The organism is Rhodococcus sp. ACPA1 (assembly GCF_002300195.1).
Lineage (GTDB): Bacteria > Actinomycetota > Actinomycetes > Mycobacteriales > Mycobacteriaceae > Rhodococcus_F > Rhodococcus_F opacus.
Map to the genome: position 1 here is coordinate 304972 of NZ_NSDX01000006.1, position 18472 is coordinate 323443.

The following is an 18472-nucleotide window of genomic DNA, read 5'->3' on the forward strand; positions in this document are numbered from 1 at the left end:
TCGCCCAAAGGAGGGAGATCATGAACACCGAAGTTCGTCCCACACCGAATGCCGAACAGCCACTCGGCTTTTACGACTACGCGACAGCGTTTCCCGACAAGATCGCGCTGGTCCTCGACGACGACAACACCGAGGTGTCGTACGGGGCCCTCGGCGCACAAGTCAATCAACTATCGCGCGCGTTAGGCGAGCTCGATCTCGTCCGCGGTCAGACCGTGGCGGCCGTGCTGGGCAACAGCCGGGAAATGGTGGCACTGCAGCTCGCCACCGACCAGATCGGGCTGTACCTCACGCCCATCAACTGGCACCTCACGCCCGAAGAGGTGGCGTACATCCTCACCGATTGCGGCGCCGAGGCGGTCGTGACAACTCTCGCATTCGCGCCCGAGGTCCAGAGTGCGCGGAGCCTCGCGGGTATGGCCCAGGCCAGCATGCTGGTGTTCGGCGCCGTCCCGGGTGCGCAGGATCTCGTCGCGCTGAGCGCCCACCAGCCGGTGAGCGCACCCGCCCACCGGAGCGCCGGGATGCTGCAGCTCTACAGCTCCGGAACAACCGGCAAACCGAAAGGCATCCGCCGCCCCCTGCCGGAGGCGACGCCGGATGCCGTCAGCAGAGCTGTCTCGCGCGGGCGGGCCGAACGCTTCGGTATCCCGGCCGGTGCCGGTGCCCACCTCGTCGTCGCTCCGCTCTATCACTCCGCACCCAACATGAACGCGATCGGCGCCCTGCACCTCGGGCACACCGTCGTGCTCGCCGGCCGGTTCGACCCGGTACGGACCCTCGAACTCATTGGGCAACATCGAATCACGACGTCATTCATGGTGCCACTGATGTTCCACCGTCTTCTCACCATCGACTCCGCGAAGCGCGACCGTTACGACGTATCCAGCCTGCAGGCGGTGATGCACTCCGGTGCTCCGTGTCCGGCCCACACCAAGAAAGCGATCATCGACTGGTTCGGCCCGGTCGTATACGAGTACTACGGTTCCTCCGAGACCGGCATCGCCACGGTCATCGACTCGCACCAGTGGCTACAGCGCCCGGGATCGGTCGGGAAACCGGCAGCCGGGATCGGCATCAAGATTTTCACCCCCGCCGGCGACGAACAACCCACCGGACAGACAGGGGAGATCTTCGTCAAGGGCGGAACTCCCTTTCGATACCGCGGCAAGGAAGCAGAGACCGCGGCTCAATGGCGCGGTGAGTTCTACTCCGCCGGGGACATCGGCTACCTCGACGTTGACGGGTATCTCTTCATGCGCGACCGTCGCACCGACCTGATCATCTCCGGCGGCGTGAACATCTACCCCGCCGAAGTGGAAGCAGCGCTCAGCTCCGAACCGACGATCGCCGACGTCGCCGTCATCGGCGTACCGGACCCCGAGTGGGGTCAGAAGGTGATGGCGGTGGTGCAACTGGTGGCCGGAGAGCCCGGCGACGAGACTGCCGTTGCACGACTACTCGAGCACAGCCGCTCCCACCTCGCACGGTTCAAAATTCCGCGCGACATCCTGTTCTGGGACGAATTCCCCCGCACCCCGACAGGCAAGATCAGCCGCTCCAGCATCCGGCGCGCGGTCCTTGACGACCTCACGACCAGCTCGCCTACATGACAAGGAAAACCTAGTGCGACGCAAAATCTACGGCGACGAACACGAAGCGTTTCGCCAGACCATCCGCTCGTTCATCGAGCACGAGGTCGCTCCACACTATGCCGAGTGGGAGGCCGAGGGCGCGCCTCCGAAGAGCTTCTACCGCCGACTCGGCGAACTCGGCGTCCCCGGTATCCAAGCGCCCGAGAAGTGGGGCGGCGGTGGCGTCGACAGTCTGAAGTTCAGCGCCATCGTCGCCGAGGAGACAGCACGGGCGGCCATCACGTTCGGTGCGCTGAGGGTGCATACCGACATCGTCTTGCCCTACCTGCTCGAGTACGCGACCACGGAGCAGCTCGACACCTGGATGCCGGGAATCGTCAGCGGCGAATGCATGACGTCGATTGCCATGACCGAACCGGGAACCGGCTCCGACCTCGCGAATATACGTACCACCGCGCGACTGCAGGGCGACCACTACATACTCAACGGCGCAAAGACATTCATCACCGGTGGCGCGAACGCGGGACTCGTCCTCGTGGTGTGCCGGACGTCGCCGCCGACCGAGACCGATCGCCGGTCCGGCCTGTCGATCCTGCTCGTTGACGCACAGAGCGCCGGCTTCACCGTCGGCCGTCACCTGGACAAGCTCGGCGTGCGTGCACAGGATACCGTCGAGCTGGCCTTCACCGACGTCGTCGTCCCCGCCGCTCACCTCCTCGGTGAGGAGGGGCGCGCGTTCGAGTACCTGACCCACAACCTCGCTCAGGAACGACTGTCCATCGCAATCGGAGCGGCCGCCGCCGCGGACGCAGCAGTGCGAATGACCAAAGCCTACGTCGAGGGTCGCACCGTGTTCGGCCAACAATTGGCCGGCTTTCAGAACACGAAATTCGTCCTGGCCGAGTGCCAGACCGAGGTGCTCGCCGCGCAGGCACTGGTCGACCAGTGCATCGAACTGCACGACGCGCGCGAACTCTCACCGTCCGACGCCGCCGCGGCGAAACTGTTCTGCACCGAGGTCCAGGGACGAGTCGTCGACAAGTGCCTGCAGTTGCACGGCGGCTACGGCTACATCCTCGAGTATCCGATCGCCCGGCTGTACGCCGACGCCCGGGTGACCCGAATCTACGGCGGCACAAGCGAAGTACTCAAGACCGTCATCAGCAAATCGATCGCGTAACACACCGAAAGAGAATCAGAACATGAAGATCGAAAACTCCGTATGTGTAGTGACCGGCGGCGCGAGCGGCCTGGGAGCGGCCACCGTACGCCGACTCGCCTGCGCCGGCGCGACCGTCGTCGCCGCCGACATCGCTCCGCCGGAACAGGCGGGGCACGATGACCCTCACGTGCACTACGTGAGCGCGGACGTCACATCCGAGGACGACATGACCCGGGTATTCGACGCCGCCGAGGAGCTCGGCCAGGTCCGTGCCCTCGTTCACTGCCCGGGTCGGGGTCTCCCCAAGCGCCTGCTCAGCCGCAGTCGTGAACCTTTCCCGCTCCACGAATTCCAACAGGTCACGAAGCTGAACCTGTTCGGAACCTTCAACGCCCTCCGCCTCGCATCCGCACGAATGGCCGGCAACGACGAGGTCGACGGCGAGCGCGGCGCGATCGTGATGACCGCCTCCGTCGCCGCGTTCGAGGGCCAGATCGGCCAGATCGCCTACACCGCATCGAAGGCCGCGATTGTCGGAATGACCCTGTGCGCGGCCCGCGATCTCGCCGACTTCCGAATCCGCGTCAACACCATCGCACCCGGCACCTTCGACACCCCACTCCTGGCGCGCTTGTCCGAGGACGTCAAGTCGAACCTCGCGGCCGCGGTACCCAACCCGCCCCGGCTCGGCCATCCGGCCGAGTACGCCGATATGGCCGCGACGATGCTCACCAACGGCTACCTCAACGGCGAGGTGGTCCGCCTCGACGGCGCCATCCGCATGGCACCCCGCTGACAGGAGACCCTTTCAATGTCCGACATCGTCACCCTCGACGTCGCTGACGGCGTTGCCGTCATCACCCTCAACCGCCCCGAAGTACGCAACGCCGCCAACGCTGCACTCGCCGCCGATGTCGCGGCCGCAGTCGACGAGATCGATGCACGCGCCGACGTCCGCGTCACCGTCCTCACCGGGTCGGGTGGCACCTTCTGCTCCGGAATGGACCTCAAAGCCTTCCTCAACGGCGAACGCGCATCTCTCCCGGTCCGCGGTTTCGCCGGCTTCACCGGGCAACCACCGAAGACACCGACAATCGCCGCGGTGGAAGGCGCAGCGGTCGCCGGGGGCTGCGAACTCGTCCTCGCCTGCGACATGGTCGTCGCCGCCGACAACGCCAAATTCGGGGTACCGGAAGTCAAACGCGGACTGGTCGCGGTGGGGGGAGCGCTTCTGCGGCTGCCGCAGCGTATTCCGTACCAGCTTGCCATGGAACTCATTCTCACCGGCGACCTGATGGACGCCACCACGGCGCACACCGCCGGCCTGGTCAACCACGTGACCGCCCCAGGCGACGCACTCGACGCCGCGTTGCGGCTTGCGCACAAGATTGCCGCCAACGGACCCCTCGCGCTGAAGGCAAGCAAGGAGATCATGCAACGCGCGCCGCAGTGGGCACCGGACGAGGCCTACGAGCTGCAGCGGGCCATCGCAAAGACCGCCTTCGAATCAGCGGACGCCAAGGAAGGCGCGCGCGCCTTCGCCGAGAAACGCCAGCCTGTCTGGCAAGGAGTGTGACACACATGCAGACCCCAGGACCCCTGACAGGAATACGCATTCTCGAGATCGGCGGTATCGGCCCGACACCGTTCGCGGGCATGATGCTCGCCGACCTCGGCGCCGACGTCATCCGCATCGACCGCCCGGGCCAGCCAGGCCACCCAGTACTCAACCGAAACCGCCGATCGATCGTGATCGACCTCAAGCAACCGCGCGGCGTCGAACTCGTCACGACCCTCGCCGCACGCTGCGACGCCACCATCGAGGGGTACCGACCCGGCGTCGCGGAACGCCTCGGTGTGGGACCCGATGCCCTGCTCGCAGCCAATCCGGCACTCGTGTACGGACGCATGACCGGCTGGGGACAGGACGGCCCCCTCGCACAGGCCCCCGGACACGACATCAACTACATCGCACTCAGCGGCGCACTGCACGCGATCGGGCCCGCGGACGGCGACCCCGTCGTGCCGCTCAACCTGATCGGCGACTTCGGCGGCGGTGGAATGCTTCTCGCCTTCGGTGTGGTGAGCGGCCTCGTACAGGCGAAGATGAGCGGCACCGGCCAGGTCGTGGATGCAGCCATGGTCGACGGTAGCGCCCTGCTGATGGCCATGACCTACGGTTTCCTCGGCCAGGGCCGCTGGCAGGATCAGCGTGGAGTGAACCGTCTCGATGGCGGCGCACCCTGGTACCGGGTGTATCGCTGTGCCGACGACGAGCATCTGGCCGTGGGCTGCGTCGAACCACAGTTCTACGCCAACCTGCTCCGTGTTCTCGGACTCGTCGACGACCCCGAGTTCGCGAGGCAGAACGATGTCGAGGTGTGGCCACTGATGCACAAACGCCTCGAAGAACTGTTCCTCACCCGCCCGCGCGACGTATGGGCCCGGCTATTCGATGGCCAGGAAGCATGTGTCACGCCCGTACTCTCGATGCGCGAGGCGCTCGAGCACCCGCACAATGTGGCACGGCGCACCTTCACCCGTGACGAGTCCGGCATTCCGCAGCCGATGCCCGGACCGCGTTTCAGCATGACCCCGCCAGCGCATCCGCGGCCGGCGCCGACGGTCGGTGCCCAGACCCGCGAAGTCCTCGTCGACAGCGGTCTCGACTCCACTGCGATCGACGACCTGCTGCTGGCGGGCGTGATCAGCGCATGACGATGCGATCTCCCACACCCCGGAGCCTTACCCGGTATGCCTGCGATAAGCACGGCGGTCTCACTGCCAGTCCGCCGGACAAGGGTCGGTGACGTCGTGAATGCCCTCGCGGACCTCACCGTGGTATCCCTCGAGCAGGCGGTGGCCGCGCCGTTCGCGACGCGTCAACTGGCCGATCTCGGGGCCCGCGTCATCAAGATCGAACGTCCCGGAGCGGGTGATTTCGCACGGCACTACGACACGGCCGTCCACGGCACATCGAGCTACTTTGCCTGGTTGAACCGGGGCAAACAGAGCGCCGCGCTCGACGTGAAGCAGCCCGAGGACCTCGCAATGGTCACACGCATGATCGCGCACGCCGATATCTTCGTTCAGAACTTGGCACCCGGCGCGGCCGCGCGTCTCGGGCTCGACGCCGACACTCTTCGAGCGGATCATCCAGACCTGATTGCCTGCTCGATCTCGGGATATGGGCCGGGCGGACCGTACAGCGGCAAGAAGGCCTACGACCTGCTCGTCCAGTGTGAGACCGGGCTGTTGTCGGTGACGGGCACCGCAGAGGACCCGGTCAAGGTCGGCATCTCCATCGCGGACATCGCCACGGGGATGTACGCCTTCAGCGGCATTCTCACAGCCCTCTACGAGCGCCAACGCACCGGAGACGGAACCGCACTCGAAGTCGCGATGATCGATGCACTGGGCGAATGGATGAGCCAGCCCTACCTCTACAGCGAATACGCCGGCGCCCCCCTGCCGCGGACAGGTCCTCGGCACTTCTCGATCGCACCCTACGGACCGTACCGAACCGGCGGCAACGCAACAGTTTTCATCGGAGTGCAGAACGACCGCGAGTGGGCGGTGTTCTGCGAACGGGTCCTGGTGAATCCGGCGTTGGCATCCGACGAACGATTCGTGACCAATTCCGAGCGCGTCGCACACAACGCGCAGCTGACCCAACTCATCGAAGAGGCACTCGCGCAGTACGACGCCGACGAGGTCACCGCGGCACTCGAGGAGATCGGGATCGCGAACGCCAGGCTACGCACGATGGGCGAGTTCGCGCACCATCCGCAATTGGTGGCACGCGACCGCTGGCGCACCGTCGAATCGGCCGGCGGTCCGGTCCGCAGCCTCCTCCCGCCGGTCGTCGTCGAGGGTCGGGAAGCAGTGATGGGTGGTATTCCTGTCCTCGGACAACACACCGCAGACCTACGCGAGGAGTTCGCGGTCACCGAACCCGTCCCAACCGCGGACCGGTGACCGTCCCCATGCCCGGGCCTCGGCCCGGGCAATGACCTGCCGCTACACCGGCAGCCACGAAAACAACTCTCTACCTCAATCACGCCGATCCGATGTCCCGTCGGGCGTTGTCAACCACAGCGTTTCCCGGCAGTGATTGCAAAGCCCACCGAGCGATCGCAACCCGAGAGGACCAGTAGAAATGAGTACCGGAACCTTCAAGAAAGCGGCGGTGCGGGTGATCGAGCCCGGCGCCGAATCCCGCCGTACCGCATGGGGCCTGACCTCCCTGCTCGTTCTGCTCTACATCGTCAACTACGGCGACAAGGTGGTCTTGGGCATCATCGCCCAGCCGTTGGCGGAGGAATTGGGGCTGCGTTCGTCCCAAATCGGACTCGTCGGCAGCCTGTTCTTCCTCACCTTCACTATCGGTGGGTTCTTCGCCGGCGCTCTCAACCGGTGGTTGACTCTGCGGTGGGCGCTCGTCCTGCTCGCGCTGGGATGGGCGGTGGTGATGTTGCCCATGGTCATCACCGCGACGTTCGCAGTCCTGCTCGTGAGTCGATTGGTGCTGGGCCTCGCCGAGGGACCTACCTCCGCGCTGCTGCACACTGCCGCATATTCCTGGCATCCCCCGGCGCGGCGCGCCCTGCCCGGCGCATTGCTTGCCGGCTCCGCCTCGGTGGCGAAGATCGCTGTGGCTCCGCTCCTGGCCTACGTCACCGTCACAATGGGGTGGCGAAGCGCGCTGGTAGCCCTTTCCATTGCAGGTGTCGCATGGTGTGTCGTGTGGGTGGCCCTGTGGCGACAAGGCCCGTACGTCGGAAGCAACAAGAAGGACGACGACGCGGTCTCGGTCGAGTCGGCTGAACCGACTATCCCGTGGGTTCGGATCTTCACCACCCGGACCTTCGTCAGCGGGGTATTTCTGGTGATGAGTTGTTACGCCATGTCGTCTGTCATTCTCACTTGGTTGCCGTCCTACTTCGAGGTAGGCCTCGGCTACAGTCGACTGCAGGCCGGATCCATGTTCGCCTTCCCCAGCATCACCGGGTTGATCCTGATGCTGCTGACGTCGACGATCGGTGACCGTCTCATCACCCGCGGTGTGTCGAGCCGTCTCATCCGCATCGTGCTCCCAGCCACCGGCGTATTGATCTGCGGTGCTTTCCTTCTCGTCCTGCCAGTCATCGATTCCCCCGCACTGGCGGTGCTCGTCGTCTCGCTCGGCTACGGATTCGCATCGCCGGTCTTCCCGATGCTGAACGCTGCGATCTCGGAGATCTGTCCGCCGCGCCAGACCGGGGGAACGATGGGGGTGTTTTTGGCGATCATGGCGATCGGCGGCCTCATCGCCCCCTACGGGACTGGGCTCATCGTCGATGCCGCGAGCACACCGGCGGCAGGCTACGCGACCTCCTTCCAGGTCCTCGGTGTCGTCGCCGCGCTGTGCGCACTGCTCGCCGTTCTGCTCGCGAACCCGGAACGGGACAAGGCGAAAGTTCGCAGCACCCAATAGGTTGGGATATCGGGGGCCCAACCGACATCGATCGCCGAAACTTTACATTCAGGTTGCTTCTGACACTTCTGGGAGCGGTGCGGACCAGGTCAGTCGGGTCCCGCCGGTGTCGAGGGTGGCGACGGTGCAGGTGCCGCCGGCCTGTTGGGCGCGGGCGGTGAGGTTGTGGAGGCCGCTGCGGGCGATGGTGTCGGGCAGTCCGATTCCGTCGTCGGCGACGCAGATGGTGAGGTCGTCGTCGACGGAGACGGTGACGTCCACGTGGTGGGCGTGGGCGTGGTGTGCGACGTTGCTGAGCGCTTCCCGTAGCACTGCTTCGGCATGGTCGGCGAGTGGTCCGGTGATCACGTTCATCGGCCCGGACATGCGCACCGTGGTCCGCAACCCGCTCTCACCGGTTTGTTCGGTGATGATCGCGGTCAGCGCCGGGCGCAGCGCGAACCCGTCGTCCCCGCCGCCATGCAGATCGAAGATAGCGGTGCGGACGTCGGTGATGATGTCCTGGACGTCGTCGATCATGTCCGACAACCGGCGCCGGGCCTCGGGGATGCGAGTCCGCGAGTGGGCGCTTTGCAGATGCAGTCCGTGCGCGAACAACCGTTGGATGACGTGGTCGTGCAGGTCACGTGCGATCCGGTCCCGGTCGGCGATCAGTGACATGGCGGCCAGCTGGCGTTGATCGTCGGCCAGTTTCAGCGCGAGGGCGGCCTGGTCGGCGAAGGCGGCGGCCAGGGGGAGTTGGCGGTCGCCGAACGGTTCTCGGCCGAGGGTGCGGATGAGGGCGAGTATCCCGGTCACCGCGTCCGCGGACACCCGCAGCGGCAGCAGCAGGGCCGGACCGTGCCGTCCGGCGTCGCTCATGTCCGGCACCTGGATCAGCTTCCCGGTGCGGTAGACCCGACCTGTGACGGTGTCGTCGACGCCGATCCGCATACCGTGCACGCTCGGGTCGTTCCCTGCGTACGCGGTGACCGTGAGGGTGGTGACGTCGGCGGACTCTTGGTCGAGGTCATCGGGTCGGGCGATCAGGACGTGGTCGGCGCCGGCCAGGTGGCGGGCCCGACGGGCGATCAGATCGAGCACCTCGCTCGGGTCGATGGCGGCGAGCAGTTCACCGCGGATCTCGCTGGTGGCCTGCTGCCACTGCTGGCGCTCCCGGGCTTGTTCGAATAGGCGGGCGTTGTCGATGGCGATCCCCGCCGCCGCGGCGAGGGCCTGCACGAGAATTTCGTCGTCCTCGGTGAAGGAATGGCTCCCGTCCTTTTCGGTGAGATACAGGTTGGCGTAGACCTGCCCGCGGACGCGGATCGGCACGCCGAGGAAGGTGCGCATCGGCGGGTGATGTTGGGGAAACCCCACAGAAGCGGTGTGCCCGGCGATGTCGTCCAGGCGCAGCGGTGCGGGGCGGTCGATGAGCAGACCGAGCAGTCCGTGCCCGGTGGGCAAATCCCCGATCAGTAGACGTGTGTGCTCGTCGATGCCGGCATAGATGAATTCCTGCAATCGGTCTCCGCTGTCGTTGAGCACGCCGAGTGCCCCATATCGGCAGTCGACCAGCCTGATGGCCGCGTCGACGGTCCGCCGCAGTGTCGCTGCGAGGTCCAGCCCGGACGAGACGGTGAGCATCGCCTCGAGTAGTCCGTCGAACTGCTCTCGGGAGGCGGTCATCTGCTCGATGCGGTCCTGCATCTCGGTCAGCATCTCTCGTAACCGTATCCGCGAGAGAGTGTCGAGCAGGAGTGATTCGTCGTCGCCTGGCATCGTCACCAGCTTTCTGCGCCGCCTCGTGACGCGCCCCGCCGTACAAACCCGGGCGCAGCCGGCAGCGCCGCCGTGCACCCGAGGATATCCCCTTTTGGTCGAGGTCAAACTCGGCCACGGGCGGACGATGCGCCATTGGTGACTCTGAGCGACAGCAACGACTTAGGACTCTAACCATTCGAAGAAGGAAGGGTCATGCTGAGGAAGTAGACGCACGAACCCCGACCGTCGCGCCTGGAAAGAAGACCACAGCGTGATGAGTACCTCCGGCCGTGACGGCACCCTGACCCCGACCGAATGCGCCCACGCGTTGCGGTCGGTACCCACGGGTCGTCTGCTCTACACCGAGGACGCCCTGCCTGCGGTGCGGCTGGTGACTTTCGCCGCCCCCCACTCCGAGATCATCATTGCGACCGAGAACGAGGTCTGGTTCGACCGCCTCGATCGGACGTTCGTGGCGTTCGAGGCCGGCCACGTCGAGTCGGGAACCCGTGCCGGATGGAGCGTGGTCGTTCTCGGCCACGCCCGCACCGCCACAGGCTCGGAGTATCTGTCCGCGTTCGACCACTCGGGCATCTCCCCGTGGACGATCCAGCCCTCTGATGGTTACCTCGTCCTCGACATCGAGTACGTCACGGGGCGACGGCTGACCCTGCCCCGGCCGGCAGGCGACCAGCGGTAGGGCCTCTGTTCCTGCATCCCGGTGAGATGTCCTTCGAATCGGGAGACCACCACCACCGTCGGAGTCCGCTTCGGCCTCGCGAAAGGCTCACCAGTTCACCCGGGGCTGTGTGCCGTTGTGGGAGTGTGTCGAACAGCGACGGCAGCAAGGCTCACGAGAGCAGGGGGCCGGCACCACGGGCCCAGCGGGCTGGGATCGGGCCACTGGATCGGCTCGGCGGGAACACTTGCCTGTCAGATAGGCGACGGCTTCTCGTTGCTGCCAGCCGGCCCGGGGTCGTCTCCATCAGCGAACATCGCCTGGATCCGTTGAAGGATCTCCGGTGTGCTCAGTGCTCGGCGGGTGGGAATCGAGTGATGCGGTGCGCTCACCGAAGAAGCCTGCAGGCGTGTCATGTGGGTACTCTCAGTCGCACAGATGTCGCCGAGCGGTACCCAAGGCGCGGGCACCGCACCCGGTCACCATCAGTGTTCCTATCCACGCGACGGGCAGACTAGGGGACAAAGTCCTTTCCGCCGACCCATCGAGAACCGGCGGCGCTGGGGTAACGCCGATGACTTCCCCGGAGTGGTTTCGTTGTCTCGGCGTGCCTTCTCGGCAGTGAACCCGCCGCGTGGTCGTCGAGACCGGGACGCGAAACGTCGACGGGTCCGAGCACCTCCCCGATGGGCCGGATGGCAGGCCACCCGTTCCGCGTGTGGGGGTCGGTGCGGATCGGGCAAACCCTCGATAAGGGACACCACCCGGGGGGCGAGGAAAGTCTGCCGCACCCCGGTCGGCGAGGTCATGTACTTCGTTCCCACCCCCCAACTGGATCGAGACCCCCCACCGCCGTTATGGATCGACGCGGGCAACATACGGTCAGCCTGCTTGGGACCGGTCCATCCGCAGCCGCGCGGGGCCTCAATCCCCGCGGCGGCCAAAGGCTGGAGTACGTGCCACGGGTGATCATCTCCCACAAACTCGGTAGCTACGGAAGCGCGCGACCCACACCGACAGGGGATCGGTCGACATGTCCGAGAGTGCGGCAATGTCGAAGGCCTCGGCCGCTCTGTCGACGCCGCCGTTGTCCACGACTGCAAGAAGATACTCCATCTGCCGCACGTCCATGCTGGCGACGTAACCCACTGGGGCACGCGTCGGCAGTGCCCCGGTCTGCCCGTCGTTGTGGCCCCGGTTCCGGCTCGCCGGACGTACCTGACCAGAACCTATAGGCAAAACCGTATGGTCCGACCGCGAATTGCCGGTTGATGCCGCGCCGCTACTCGGCTGTGCTGTTGGTACCGCTCCTGACGCTCCGTCGCGGCTGCCGTCGGGGCAATCCACAGCCTGAGCGCTCACACTTCCGGAGGATATTCATGGTGACGATCGAAACCAGTCCGGGCGACACCGGACATCGGCGGCTGCGCCCGGCGAGCCGGCGTGCATGGGGCATTGTCGTCCTGCTGTTCCTGTTCTTCACGCTGAACTTTGCCGACAAAGCCGCGATCGGACTGGCGAGCCACCAGATCCGTGACGACCTCGGAATCACCGCAGGTCAGTATGGGTTGCTCAGCAGTGCCTTCTTTTGGCTGTTCGCCGTCGGTGCGGTCACCCTGACCGCGGTACTCCGCAAGATCTCGTACACCTGGGGTGCCGGACTGCTGATGGTGACCTGGATTGTCAGCATGCTGCCCCTGACCGTTCAGACGTCGTTCGGCGTGCTCCTCGTGTGCCGAATTGCATTGGGCTTCTTCGAAGGTCCCGCGCACGCGCTGTGTCAGTCGATCGTCGCCGACCGCTTTGCGCCTGACAAGAGGGCGACGGCCGGCGCCCTCGTCAACGCCGGCTCCTCGGTGGGCCCGCTGGTGGCCGCCCCCGTGCTGACATGGGTGATCCTGACCTGGACCTGGCACGCCGCGTTCGCTGTCCTCGTTGCCCTGGGCGTGCTGTGGGTGATCGGGTGGTTCTGGTACACCGAGAAATTGCCGTTCAAGCGGACCGAGGCTGCGGTCGAGGGCGTCGCGAAGATCGAAGACCCCAACGGAAAGATCGTGGTTCCCTTCCGCCGCCTGCTGACGTTGCAGAGTTTCTGGGGCCTGGTTCTCCTCTCGTTCGCCGGTTACCTCATCTCCTCGCTCAAGGTGGCGTGGCTGCCCGCGTACATGAACGAAGGGCTCGGGTACTCGGCGAGCACCGTCGGCACGCTGGTGACATTGCCGTACATCGTCGCGGTTGCCGTCCTGCTCTCGGCGGGCCTGTTGTCCGGCCGGCTGCTCCGGAAGGGCTACAGCTCACGGGTCGCGCGCGGCTACCTCACCGGTGCGTATCTGCTGGTCGGAGGCATCTCGATGGTGATCTTCACCCAACTCGCGCCGGGACCGTTGCAGCTGATATTCGTCATTGCCGCGTTTGCGGTCAACAGTGTCGCGTTCTCCGTCGCCTTTGCCGGTGCGTCCGACTTCCTGCCGGCCCGGCAGCGGGTGGCGTTCTTCGGCTGCATCATCGCCGCCTACAGCGTCGCGGGCATCGTTGCCCCGTACGCCCTCGGACTGATCATCGAGCATGCACCCAGCGCGGCGCAGGGCTACTCGACCGGTTTCATGTTCGTCGGCATCACGGTGTGCGTGCTCGGTGTCGTCGGTGGCGTGATGCTCAACCCCGAGAGGGCCAAGGCCAGGCTCGAGAATCTGACCGCCGAATACGCAGCGCGAAAGGCGCGGTGAGCACCATGCGTGGACCTCTCACCGGCATCCGGGTACTCGACCTCGGCCAGTACATCGCAGGACCCAGCGCCTGTCAGACCCTCGCGGATCTCGGCGCGGACGTCCTGAAAGTCGAGAGCTTGCGCGGCGATCAGGCTCGGAGTATCGGTACGTTCGGCGAAGCGATGGTGCAGGCCTACAACAGGGACAAACGCAGCATCGCCCTCGATCTGAGCCGAGACGAAGCCCGGGTGATTCTCCACCGGTTGCTGGCCGAAGCCGATGTGCTGGTTCAGAATTTCCGCAACGGCTCCGCCGAACGTCTGGGAATCGGAGCGGACGAGTTGAGCCGCCGTTATCCCCGACTCGTGCACGGAAGCGTGACCGGATTCGGGGTCAACGGGCCCTCGAGCGCCCGTCCGGGACTCGACATCGCAGCACAGGCAGAGTTCGGGCTGATGCACGTCACCGGGGAAGCGGACGGGGAGCCGCAACGGCTGGGGCTGCCCGCCGCCGACGTCACAGCGGCCAATGCACTCGCCACCGGCATCCTCGCCGCGCTGTACCAACGAACTTCCACCGGTCGGGGCGCGCACGTTCAGACCTCGCTGATGGAGGCGACATTGGCGATGCAGGCGGCGAACTGGGGGGAGTACACGATCACGGGGCAGGCACCGCGGCGCAAGGGGAACGGCCAGGCGCACGCCGCACCGGCTGCGGATGTCGTCACCCTGACGGACGGAAAGATCGTGCTCTCGGCCTACACGGACGAAAAGTGGTCTGCGCTGTGTCATCTCATCGATCGCCCGGACATGATCGACGATCCGCGGTTCGTCGACAACCCGGCACGCGTCGCGCACCGGCCCGCACTCTTGGCGACTCTCTCCGAAGCGTTCGGCACGATGACGCGCGATCAGGCCGTCGAGCGGTTGCTGTCCGCCCAGATCGTATGCGGCGCAATACGATCCTTCGACGACCTGGCCGAGGACAAGGATGTCGTGACTTCCGGGGTCCTCGTCGACGTCGCCGGAGCCGACGGCGCGTCGTTCACCAGTCCTGGGCTGGCTTTCACACTCGACGGCCGTCGCCGCACCACGTCGGTCGCCGCGCCGACCACCGGGCAGCACACCTCGGCCGTCCTGCATGAACTCGGCTACTCGGACGACGAAGTGGCTGGACTGCTCGACAGCTGCGTTGTCGGCGACTCCGCACTCAACTGACACCTACTTCGAAAGGTTCCCAACATGATCGACCCAGAGGTCTTCGACTACGACTTCCCCACCTACCTGAAGGCAATTGCCGACTTCACCGAAAACGAACTCGTCCCGGCTGAGAACGAGATGGTCGAGGCGGGTGAGGTTCCCGCCCGAATCCTCGACCGGATGGCGGCACTCGGCCTGTTCGGCATCTCCATCCCCCGTGCGTACGGCGGCCTCGAATGGTCGATGGAGCAGCAGGTACAGCTCACCTTCGAATTCACCCGTGCGTCGTGCGTCTACCGGTCACGCTTCTCGACCGTGATCGGACTGTGCTCGCAGGCGATCCTCGACCACGGCACCGAGGACCAGCGCCGGCGGATGCTTCCCGCCATGGCCGCAGGCGAGTTGGTCACGGCCTTCGCCCTCACCGAGGAAGTGGCCGGCTCGGATGCGGCCCACCTGCGCACCACCGCCGTGCGTCGAGGCGACGTGTACCTGCTCGACGGAAGCAAGCGCTACATCACGAACGCTGCCTGGGCGGACGCGTTCATCGTCTTCGCGCGGACCGACGAATCCGACGAGGGCGCCGGCGGGGTGTCAGCCCTCATCGTGGACGCCGCCTCGCCCGGCGTGCGGACGGTCCTGCCCACGATCATGAACGGGCACGCCGAGGCGCCGGTCGGCGAGATCTACTTCGACAGAGTCGAGGTGCCCGCAGCGAACCTCCTCGGGGGCATCGAAGGCGCCGGGCTGACGATGGCACTGCGCGGTATCAACCATGCCCGCTTGCACGTCGCCGCGACCTGTGTCGGCCAGGCCACTCGCATGTTGGAAGAGACGACTTCACATGCCAACGGCCGCAGACAGTTCGGTGCTCCGCTGGCGGATCTCGGCGCGGTTCAGGCGACACTCGGAGCCAGCTTCGCCGAACTCGAGGCCGGGCGTGCACTGACAGTGGAGAGTGCGCGAGCCTTCGACGAGGGCGACATCCCACGCCACCGTATCGCCGCCGCCAAGCTGTACAGCTCCGAGATGGCGAGCCGGGTCGCCGACCGTTGCGTTCAGCTACTGGGCGGTGAGGGCATCGTCGGTTCGCACCCCGTGCCGCGGATGTGGCGTGACGTTCGTGCACTCCGCATCTACGAGGGATCCTCGCCGATCCACGAGCGGAACCTCGCCAAGGCCATGATCACACAGGTCGGCGTCGACGGGACACTGCCCGACTCCTACCGCGTCTGACACGGAAGGAGTGCCGGTCCGCCGGGGCGGAGGGAAGGATGAGGCCATGGACATCCGACAACTCGAGTACTTCCTTGCCGTTGTCGAGCACCAGGGTGTGAACCGGGCGGCTCAACACCTGCACGTCGCGCAGGCGTCGCTCTCACAGGGCATCCGTCAGCTCGAACGTGAGCTGAAGCTGAGCCTGTTTCACCGGACCGGCCGAAATCTCGTGCTCAACCCCGCGGGCCGGCTGCTGGTGGAGCCTGCCCGCAAAGTGCTCGGCGACCTCGTCGCCGCGCAGGACATCATGCGCGGGGCTCGTGAACTGCAGGTCGGGTCCGTCACGATCGGCACGATGCCGGAGATGTCCAGCGAGGCGGTCGCCGCGTGGAGTGCCTCGTTCACGAGTCTCTACCCCGAGATCCGGATCGAACTGTTGGAGTTCCCCGGCGCCAGGGAACTCTGCGACGAGGTGCTTGCCGGGCACTGCGAACTCGGCTTCACCACCTTTCCCGTTCCGACGGAGAACCTCGAGCGGGTGGAACTGGGGGACCAGAGGCTGCTGCTGGTGATGCCTCCCGGGACCCCCACCCCGGACGGGCCGTTCGAGCTGCGGCGGCTCGAGGGTGTGCCGCTCGTGGTGAGCAACTCGGCGCTACGCGAGAACGACATCGTCGCCTCGGTGCTGCGACGAGAGTCGGTGATTCCACTGGTCCGGGCGCAGATGCCGAACCGGCACGCGCAGATGACGCTGGTCCTCAACGGTGCGGTCAGCGCACTGCTGCCGCTGCGGATGGCGACGGCAGCTCACCGGTTGGGTGCGGTCGTCGTCGAAACGGATCCGGAGATCCGGACGCCGTTCGGCATCGTTCACCGCCCCGGGGCCTTGACCCCCGCCGCACGGAGCTTCGCCGTCCAGAGCCACGCGGACCTGGCACGGCGCAACGCGCGGATCGCCGAACTGGAGGAAGCAGGCGCGTCGCTTCTCGACGCCGCCCTGACGGAACAGTCCGAAGGGGAAATGAACAGACACCGCGCTCGGAAAGGACCTGGCACCTGATGCCGAACTGGACACCGTTCCGTTCCGGAAAGGACCCCGACCCGCGCTTCACGCTCGCAAACGAACGCACCTACCTGGCCTGGATGCGCACGGCCACGGCATTCGTCGCCTCCGGGCTCGGGGTCGAGGCCTTCGGTGGCAGTCTGCTCCCGCCTGCCGTTCGTACGGGTTTGGCCGCACTGCTCCTCATCTCGGGTGCCGTCGTCGCGGTCGCGTCGTTCGTCCAGTGGATCAGTGCCGAGCGAGCACTGCGGACGGGCCGCACGCTGCCGGTTCCGGTAATGGCACCGGTCGTAGGTGTGGTGCTCGTCATCTGCGCATCCGTCTTGGTCATCGAAGTTCTGAGGTTCTGATGGTCGCGACTCGGTCGACCGACGCCGGACTTCAGCCCGAGCGCACCTCGCTGTCCTTCGCGCGGACGAGTGTGTCGATACTCGGGTTGGTAGTGGCCTGCCTGCGTTGGCTTCCGTCCAGCAGCTCCACAGCGCTGGTCGGACCGGTGATCGTCGGCGCACTCGTTTCCGGAGTCACGGTTCACGAGCATCGGTCACGGTCCCACCGGATGACGCGATTTGCGACAGAGTCCGCAACACCGGCCCTCGGCGCGGGAGCTCTCCTGGCCGTGAGCATCGTCGTGCTGAGCCTCACTGGACTGTGGGTTCTTGCGCACTGACGCCCGGACTCGGGTGCAGCCACCACCCTCCGCACGAATATTCTCGTGTGGCGTCCACAGGCGGAAGATCGACACCACCGGTGGCACGCGACTGTCCCCGGCCCGACAACCCGATTAGGAAAGCATGAACTACTTCGTTCCGCGAGGCGGCCTGCCGCCGCAAACCGACCTGACCACCGACCGCGCGGTCTTCACGGAGTCCTACGCGGTCCTGCCGCGTCGCACGATGAGCGATATCACCGCCAGTCTGCTGCCGCACTGGAACGGGACCAGGGCGTGGGTGCTGGCGCGGCCGTTGTCCGGATTCGCGGAGACGTTCTCGCAGTACATCGTCGAGGTGTCGTCTGGTGGCGGCAGTGACCGTCCCGATGCCGATCCGGGCGCCGAGGCCGTCGTGTTCGTTGTCGACGGTGCGCTGACTCTCACAATCGACGGGGTCGAGCATGTGCTGGATGCGGGTGGCTACGCCTTCCTCGCTCCCGGCGCCCGGTGGACCCTGCACAACCACGGTCCGGCCACCGCGACGTTCCACTGGATCCGCAAGACCTATCAGCAGGTCGACGGTATCGAGGTGCCCGAGTCTTTCGTGACCCGGGAGCAAGATGTCGCCGGCGTCGAGATGCCCGACACGAATGGGGCATGGAAGACCCAGCGGTTCGTCGATCCGACCGACATCCGCCACGACATGCACGTCAACATCGTGTCCTTCGAACCGGGAGGTGCGATCCCGTTCCCCGAGACGCACGTCATGGAACACGGTCTGTACATACTCGAGGGAAAGGCTGTGTATCTGCTCAACAAGGATTGGGTCGAAGTACAAGCGGGCGACTTCCTATGGTTGCGTGCCTTCTGCCCCCAGGCGTGCTACGCGGGCGGGCCGAGTCGATTCCGCTATCTGCTCTACAAGGACACCAACCGGCACGCCGGCCTCCAGCTCGGACTCTCCTGAACGTGGTCAG

At 66.0% G+C, this 18472-nt stretch carries 16 protein-coding genes; 15 read left to right on the forward strand and 1 reads right to left on the reverse strand.

Annotated features, from left to right (window positions below; all coding sequences use genetic code 11):
• Positions 1-20: 20 nt before the first annotated feature.
• The 7 genes from CJ177_RS30850 (at position 21) to CJ177_RS30880 (ending at position 8233) form a co-directional block, all read left to right on the forward strand.
• Positions 21-1613 (forward strand): AMP-binding protein, encoded by a 1593-nt coding sequence (locus CJ177_RS30850; protein WP_005242523.1) that lies wholly within the window; start codon positions 21-23, stop codon positions 1611-1613.
• A gap of 13 nt (positions 1614-1626) precedes the next feature.
• Complete coding sequence (locus CJ177_RS30855; protein WP_095869341.1) at positions 1627-2775, forward strand: acyl-CoA dehydrogenase family protein; 1149 nt, start codon at positions 1627-1629, stop codon at positions 2773-2775.
• Positions 2776-2797: 22 nt separating this feature from the next.
• The gene (locus tag CJ177_RS30860) at positions 2798-3553 is read left to right on the forward strand and encodes an SDR family NAD(P)-dependent oxidoreductase (RefSeq protein ID WP_095869342.1); all 756 of its coding nucleotides are present in this window, start codon (positions 2798-2800) and stop codon (positions 3551-3553) included.
• A 15-nt stretch (positions 3554-3568) separates the two neighbouring features.
• The gene (locus CJ177_RS30865) at positions 3569-4333 is read left to right on the forward strand and encodes a crotonase/enoyl-CoA hydratase family protein (RefSeq protein WP_005242517.1); all 765 of its coding nucleotides are present in this window, start codon (positions 3569-3571) and stop codon (positions 4331-4333) included.
• 5 nt (positions 4334-4338) lie between these two features.
• A complete protein-coding gene (locus CJ177_RS30870) occupies positions 4339-5475 on the forward strand; it encodes a CaiB/BaiF CoA-transferase family protein (protein ID WP_037179630.1) in 1137 nt (378 codons plus the stop codon).
• A gap of 96 nt (positions 5476-5571) precedes the next feature.
• On the forward strand, positions 5572-6735 hold the full coding sequence (locus CJ177_RS30875; protein WP_025432744.1) for a CaiB/BaiF CoA-transferase family protein: 1164 nt from the start codon (positions 5572-5574) through the stop codon (positions 6733-6735).
• Positions 6736-6916: 181 nt separating this feature from the next.
• Positions 6917-8233, forward strand: a complete 1317-nt coding sequence (locus CJ177_RS30880; RefSeq protein WP_095869343.1) for an MFS transporter — start codon at positions 6917-6919, stop codon at positions 8231-8233.
• Positions 8234-8281: 48 nt separating this feature from the next.
• Here the strand turns inward: CJ177_RS30880 and CJ177_RS30885 are convergent, their stop codons facing one another.
• Positions 8282-9994, reverse strand: coding sequence for a GAF domain-containing protein (locus CJ177_RS30885; RefSeq protein WP_095869344.1), 1713 nt, complete (start codon positions 9992-9994; stop codon positions 8282-8284).
• A 256-nt stretch (positions 9995-10250) separates the two neighbouring features.
• On the opposite strand from CJ177_RS30885, the gene CJ177_RS30890 reads away from it, so the two are divergent.
• From CJ177_RS30890 to CJ177_RS30930, 8 genes are all read left to right on the forward strand, one after another.
• The gene (locus CJ177_RS30890; RefSeq protein WP_025432742.1) at positions 10251-10676 is read left to right on the forward strand and encodes a pyridoxamine 5'-phosphate oxidase family protein; all 426 of its coding nucleotides are present in this window, start codon (positions 10251-10253) and stop codon (positions 10674-10676) included.
• Positions 10677-12034: 1358 nt separating this feature from the next.
• On the forward strand, positions 12035-13381 hold the full coding sequence (locus CJ177_RS30900) for an MFS transporter (protein ID WP_095869345.1): 1347 nt from the start codon (positions 12035-12037) through the stop codon (positions 13379-13381).
• A gap of 5 nt (positions 13382-13386) precedes the next feature.
• Positions 13387-14580: a CaiB/BaiF CoA-transferase family protein gene (locus CJ177_RS30905; RefSeq protein WP_043943937.1), complete on the forward strand. Its 1194-nt coding sequence runs from the start codon at positions 13387-13389 to the stop codon at positions 14578-14580.
• 24 nt (positions 14581-14604) lie between these two features.
• The gene (locus CJ177_RS30910) at positions 14605-15798 is read left to right on the forward strand and encodes an acyl-CoA dehydrogenase family protein (RefSeq protein ID WP_005242495.1); all 1194 of its coding nucleotides are present in this window, start codon (positions 14605-14607) and stop codon (positions 15796-15798) included.
• Positions 15799-15844: 46 nt separating this feature from the next.
• Positions 15845-16840 carry a LysR family transcriptional regulator gene (locus CJ177_RS30915; RefSeq protein ID WP_005242494.1) on the forward strand — a complete coding sequence of 332 codons (996 nt, stop codon included), beginning with the start codon at positions 15845-15847 and terminating at the stop codon, positions 16838-16840.
• Positions 16840-17193: a YidH family protein gene (locus CJ177_RS30920; RefSeq protein ID WP_005242493.1), complete on the forward strand. Its 354-nt coding sequence runs from the start codon at positions 16840-16842 to the stop codon at positions 17191-17193. Before CJ177_RS30915 ends, CJ177_RS30920 begins: the two co-directional genes overlap by 1 nt.
• Positions 17193-17513 carry a DUF202 domain-containing protein gene (locus CJ177_RS30925; RefSeq protein WP_095869346.1) on the forward strand — a complete coding sequence of 107 codons (321 nt, stop codon included), beginning with the start codon at positions 17193-17195 and terminating at the stop codon, positions 17511-17513. Before CJ177_RS30920 ends, CJ177_RS30925 begins: the two co-directional genes overlap by 1 nt.
• A 124-nt stretch (positions 17514-17637) precedes the next feature.
• Entirely contained in the window at positions 17638-18462 is an 825-nt protein-coding gene (locus tag CJ177_RS30930) for a bifunctional allantoicase/(S)-ureidoglycine aminohydrolase (protein WP_005242491.1), read from the forward strand.
• Positions 18463-18472: the final 10 nt, after the last annotated feature.

Bases quoted from the DNA above. Each gene is read 5' to 3' on its own strand.
- CJ177_RS30885 (WP_095869344.1), bottom strand. From the start codon at position 9,994: ATGCCAGGCGACGACGAATCACTCCTGCTCGACACTCTCTCGCGGATA.
- CJ177_RS30910 (WP_005242495.1), top strand. From the start codon at position 14,605: ATGATCGACCCAGAGGTCTTCGACTACGACTTCCCCACCTACCTGAAG.
- CJ177_RS30850 (WP_005242523.1), top strand. From the start codon at position 21: ATGAACACCGAAGTTCGTCCCACACCGAATGCCGAACAGCCACTCGGC.
- CJ177_RS30880 (WP_095869343.1), top strand. From the start codon at position 6,917: ATGAGTACCGGAACCTTCAAGAAAGCGGCGGTGCGGGTGATCGAGCCC.
- CJ177_RS30860 (WP_095869342.1), top strand. From the start codon at position 2,798: ATGAAGATCGAAAACTCCGTATGTGTAGTGACCGGCGGCGCGAGCGGC.
- CJ177_RS30905 (WP_043943937.1), top strand. From the start codon at position 13,387: ATGCGTGGACCTCTCACCGGCATCCGGGTACTCGACCTCGGCCAGTAC.
- CJ177_RS30890 (WP_025432742.1), top strand. From the start codon at position 10,251: ATGAGTACCTCCGGCCGTGACGGCACCCTGACCCCGACCGAATGCGCC.
- CJ177_RS30920 (WP_005242493.1), top strand. From the start codon at position 16,840: ATGCCGAACTGGACACCGTTCCGTTCCGGAAAGGACCCCGACCCGCGC.
- CJ177_RS30865 (WP_005242517.1), top strand. From the start codon at position 3,569: ATGTCCGACATCGTCACCCTCGACGTCGCTGACGGCGTTGCCGTCATC.
- CJ177_RS30930 (WP_005242491.1), top strand. From the start codon at position 17,638: ATGAACTACTTCGTTCCGCGAGGCGGCCTGCCGCCGCAAACCGACCTG.
- CJ177_RS30915 (WP_005242494.1), top strand. From the start codon at position 15,845: ATGGACATCCGACAACTCGAGTACTTCCTTGCCGTTGTCGAGCACCAG.
- CJ177_RS30870 (WP_037179630.1), top strand. From the start codon at position 4,339: ATGCAGACCCCAGGACCCCTGACAGGAATACGCATTCTCGAGATCGGC.
- CJ177_RS30925 (WP_095869346.1), top strand. From the start codon at position 17,193: ATGGTCGCGACTCGGTCGACCGACGCCGGACTTCAGCCCGAGCGCACC.
- CJ177_RS30900 (WP_095869345.1), top strand. From the start codon at position 12,035: ATGGTGACGATCGAAACCAGTCCGGGCGACACCGGACATCGGCGGCTG.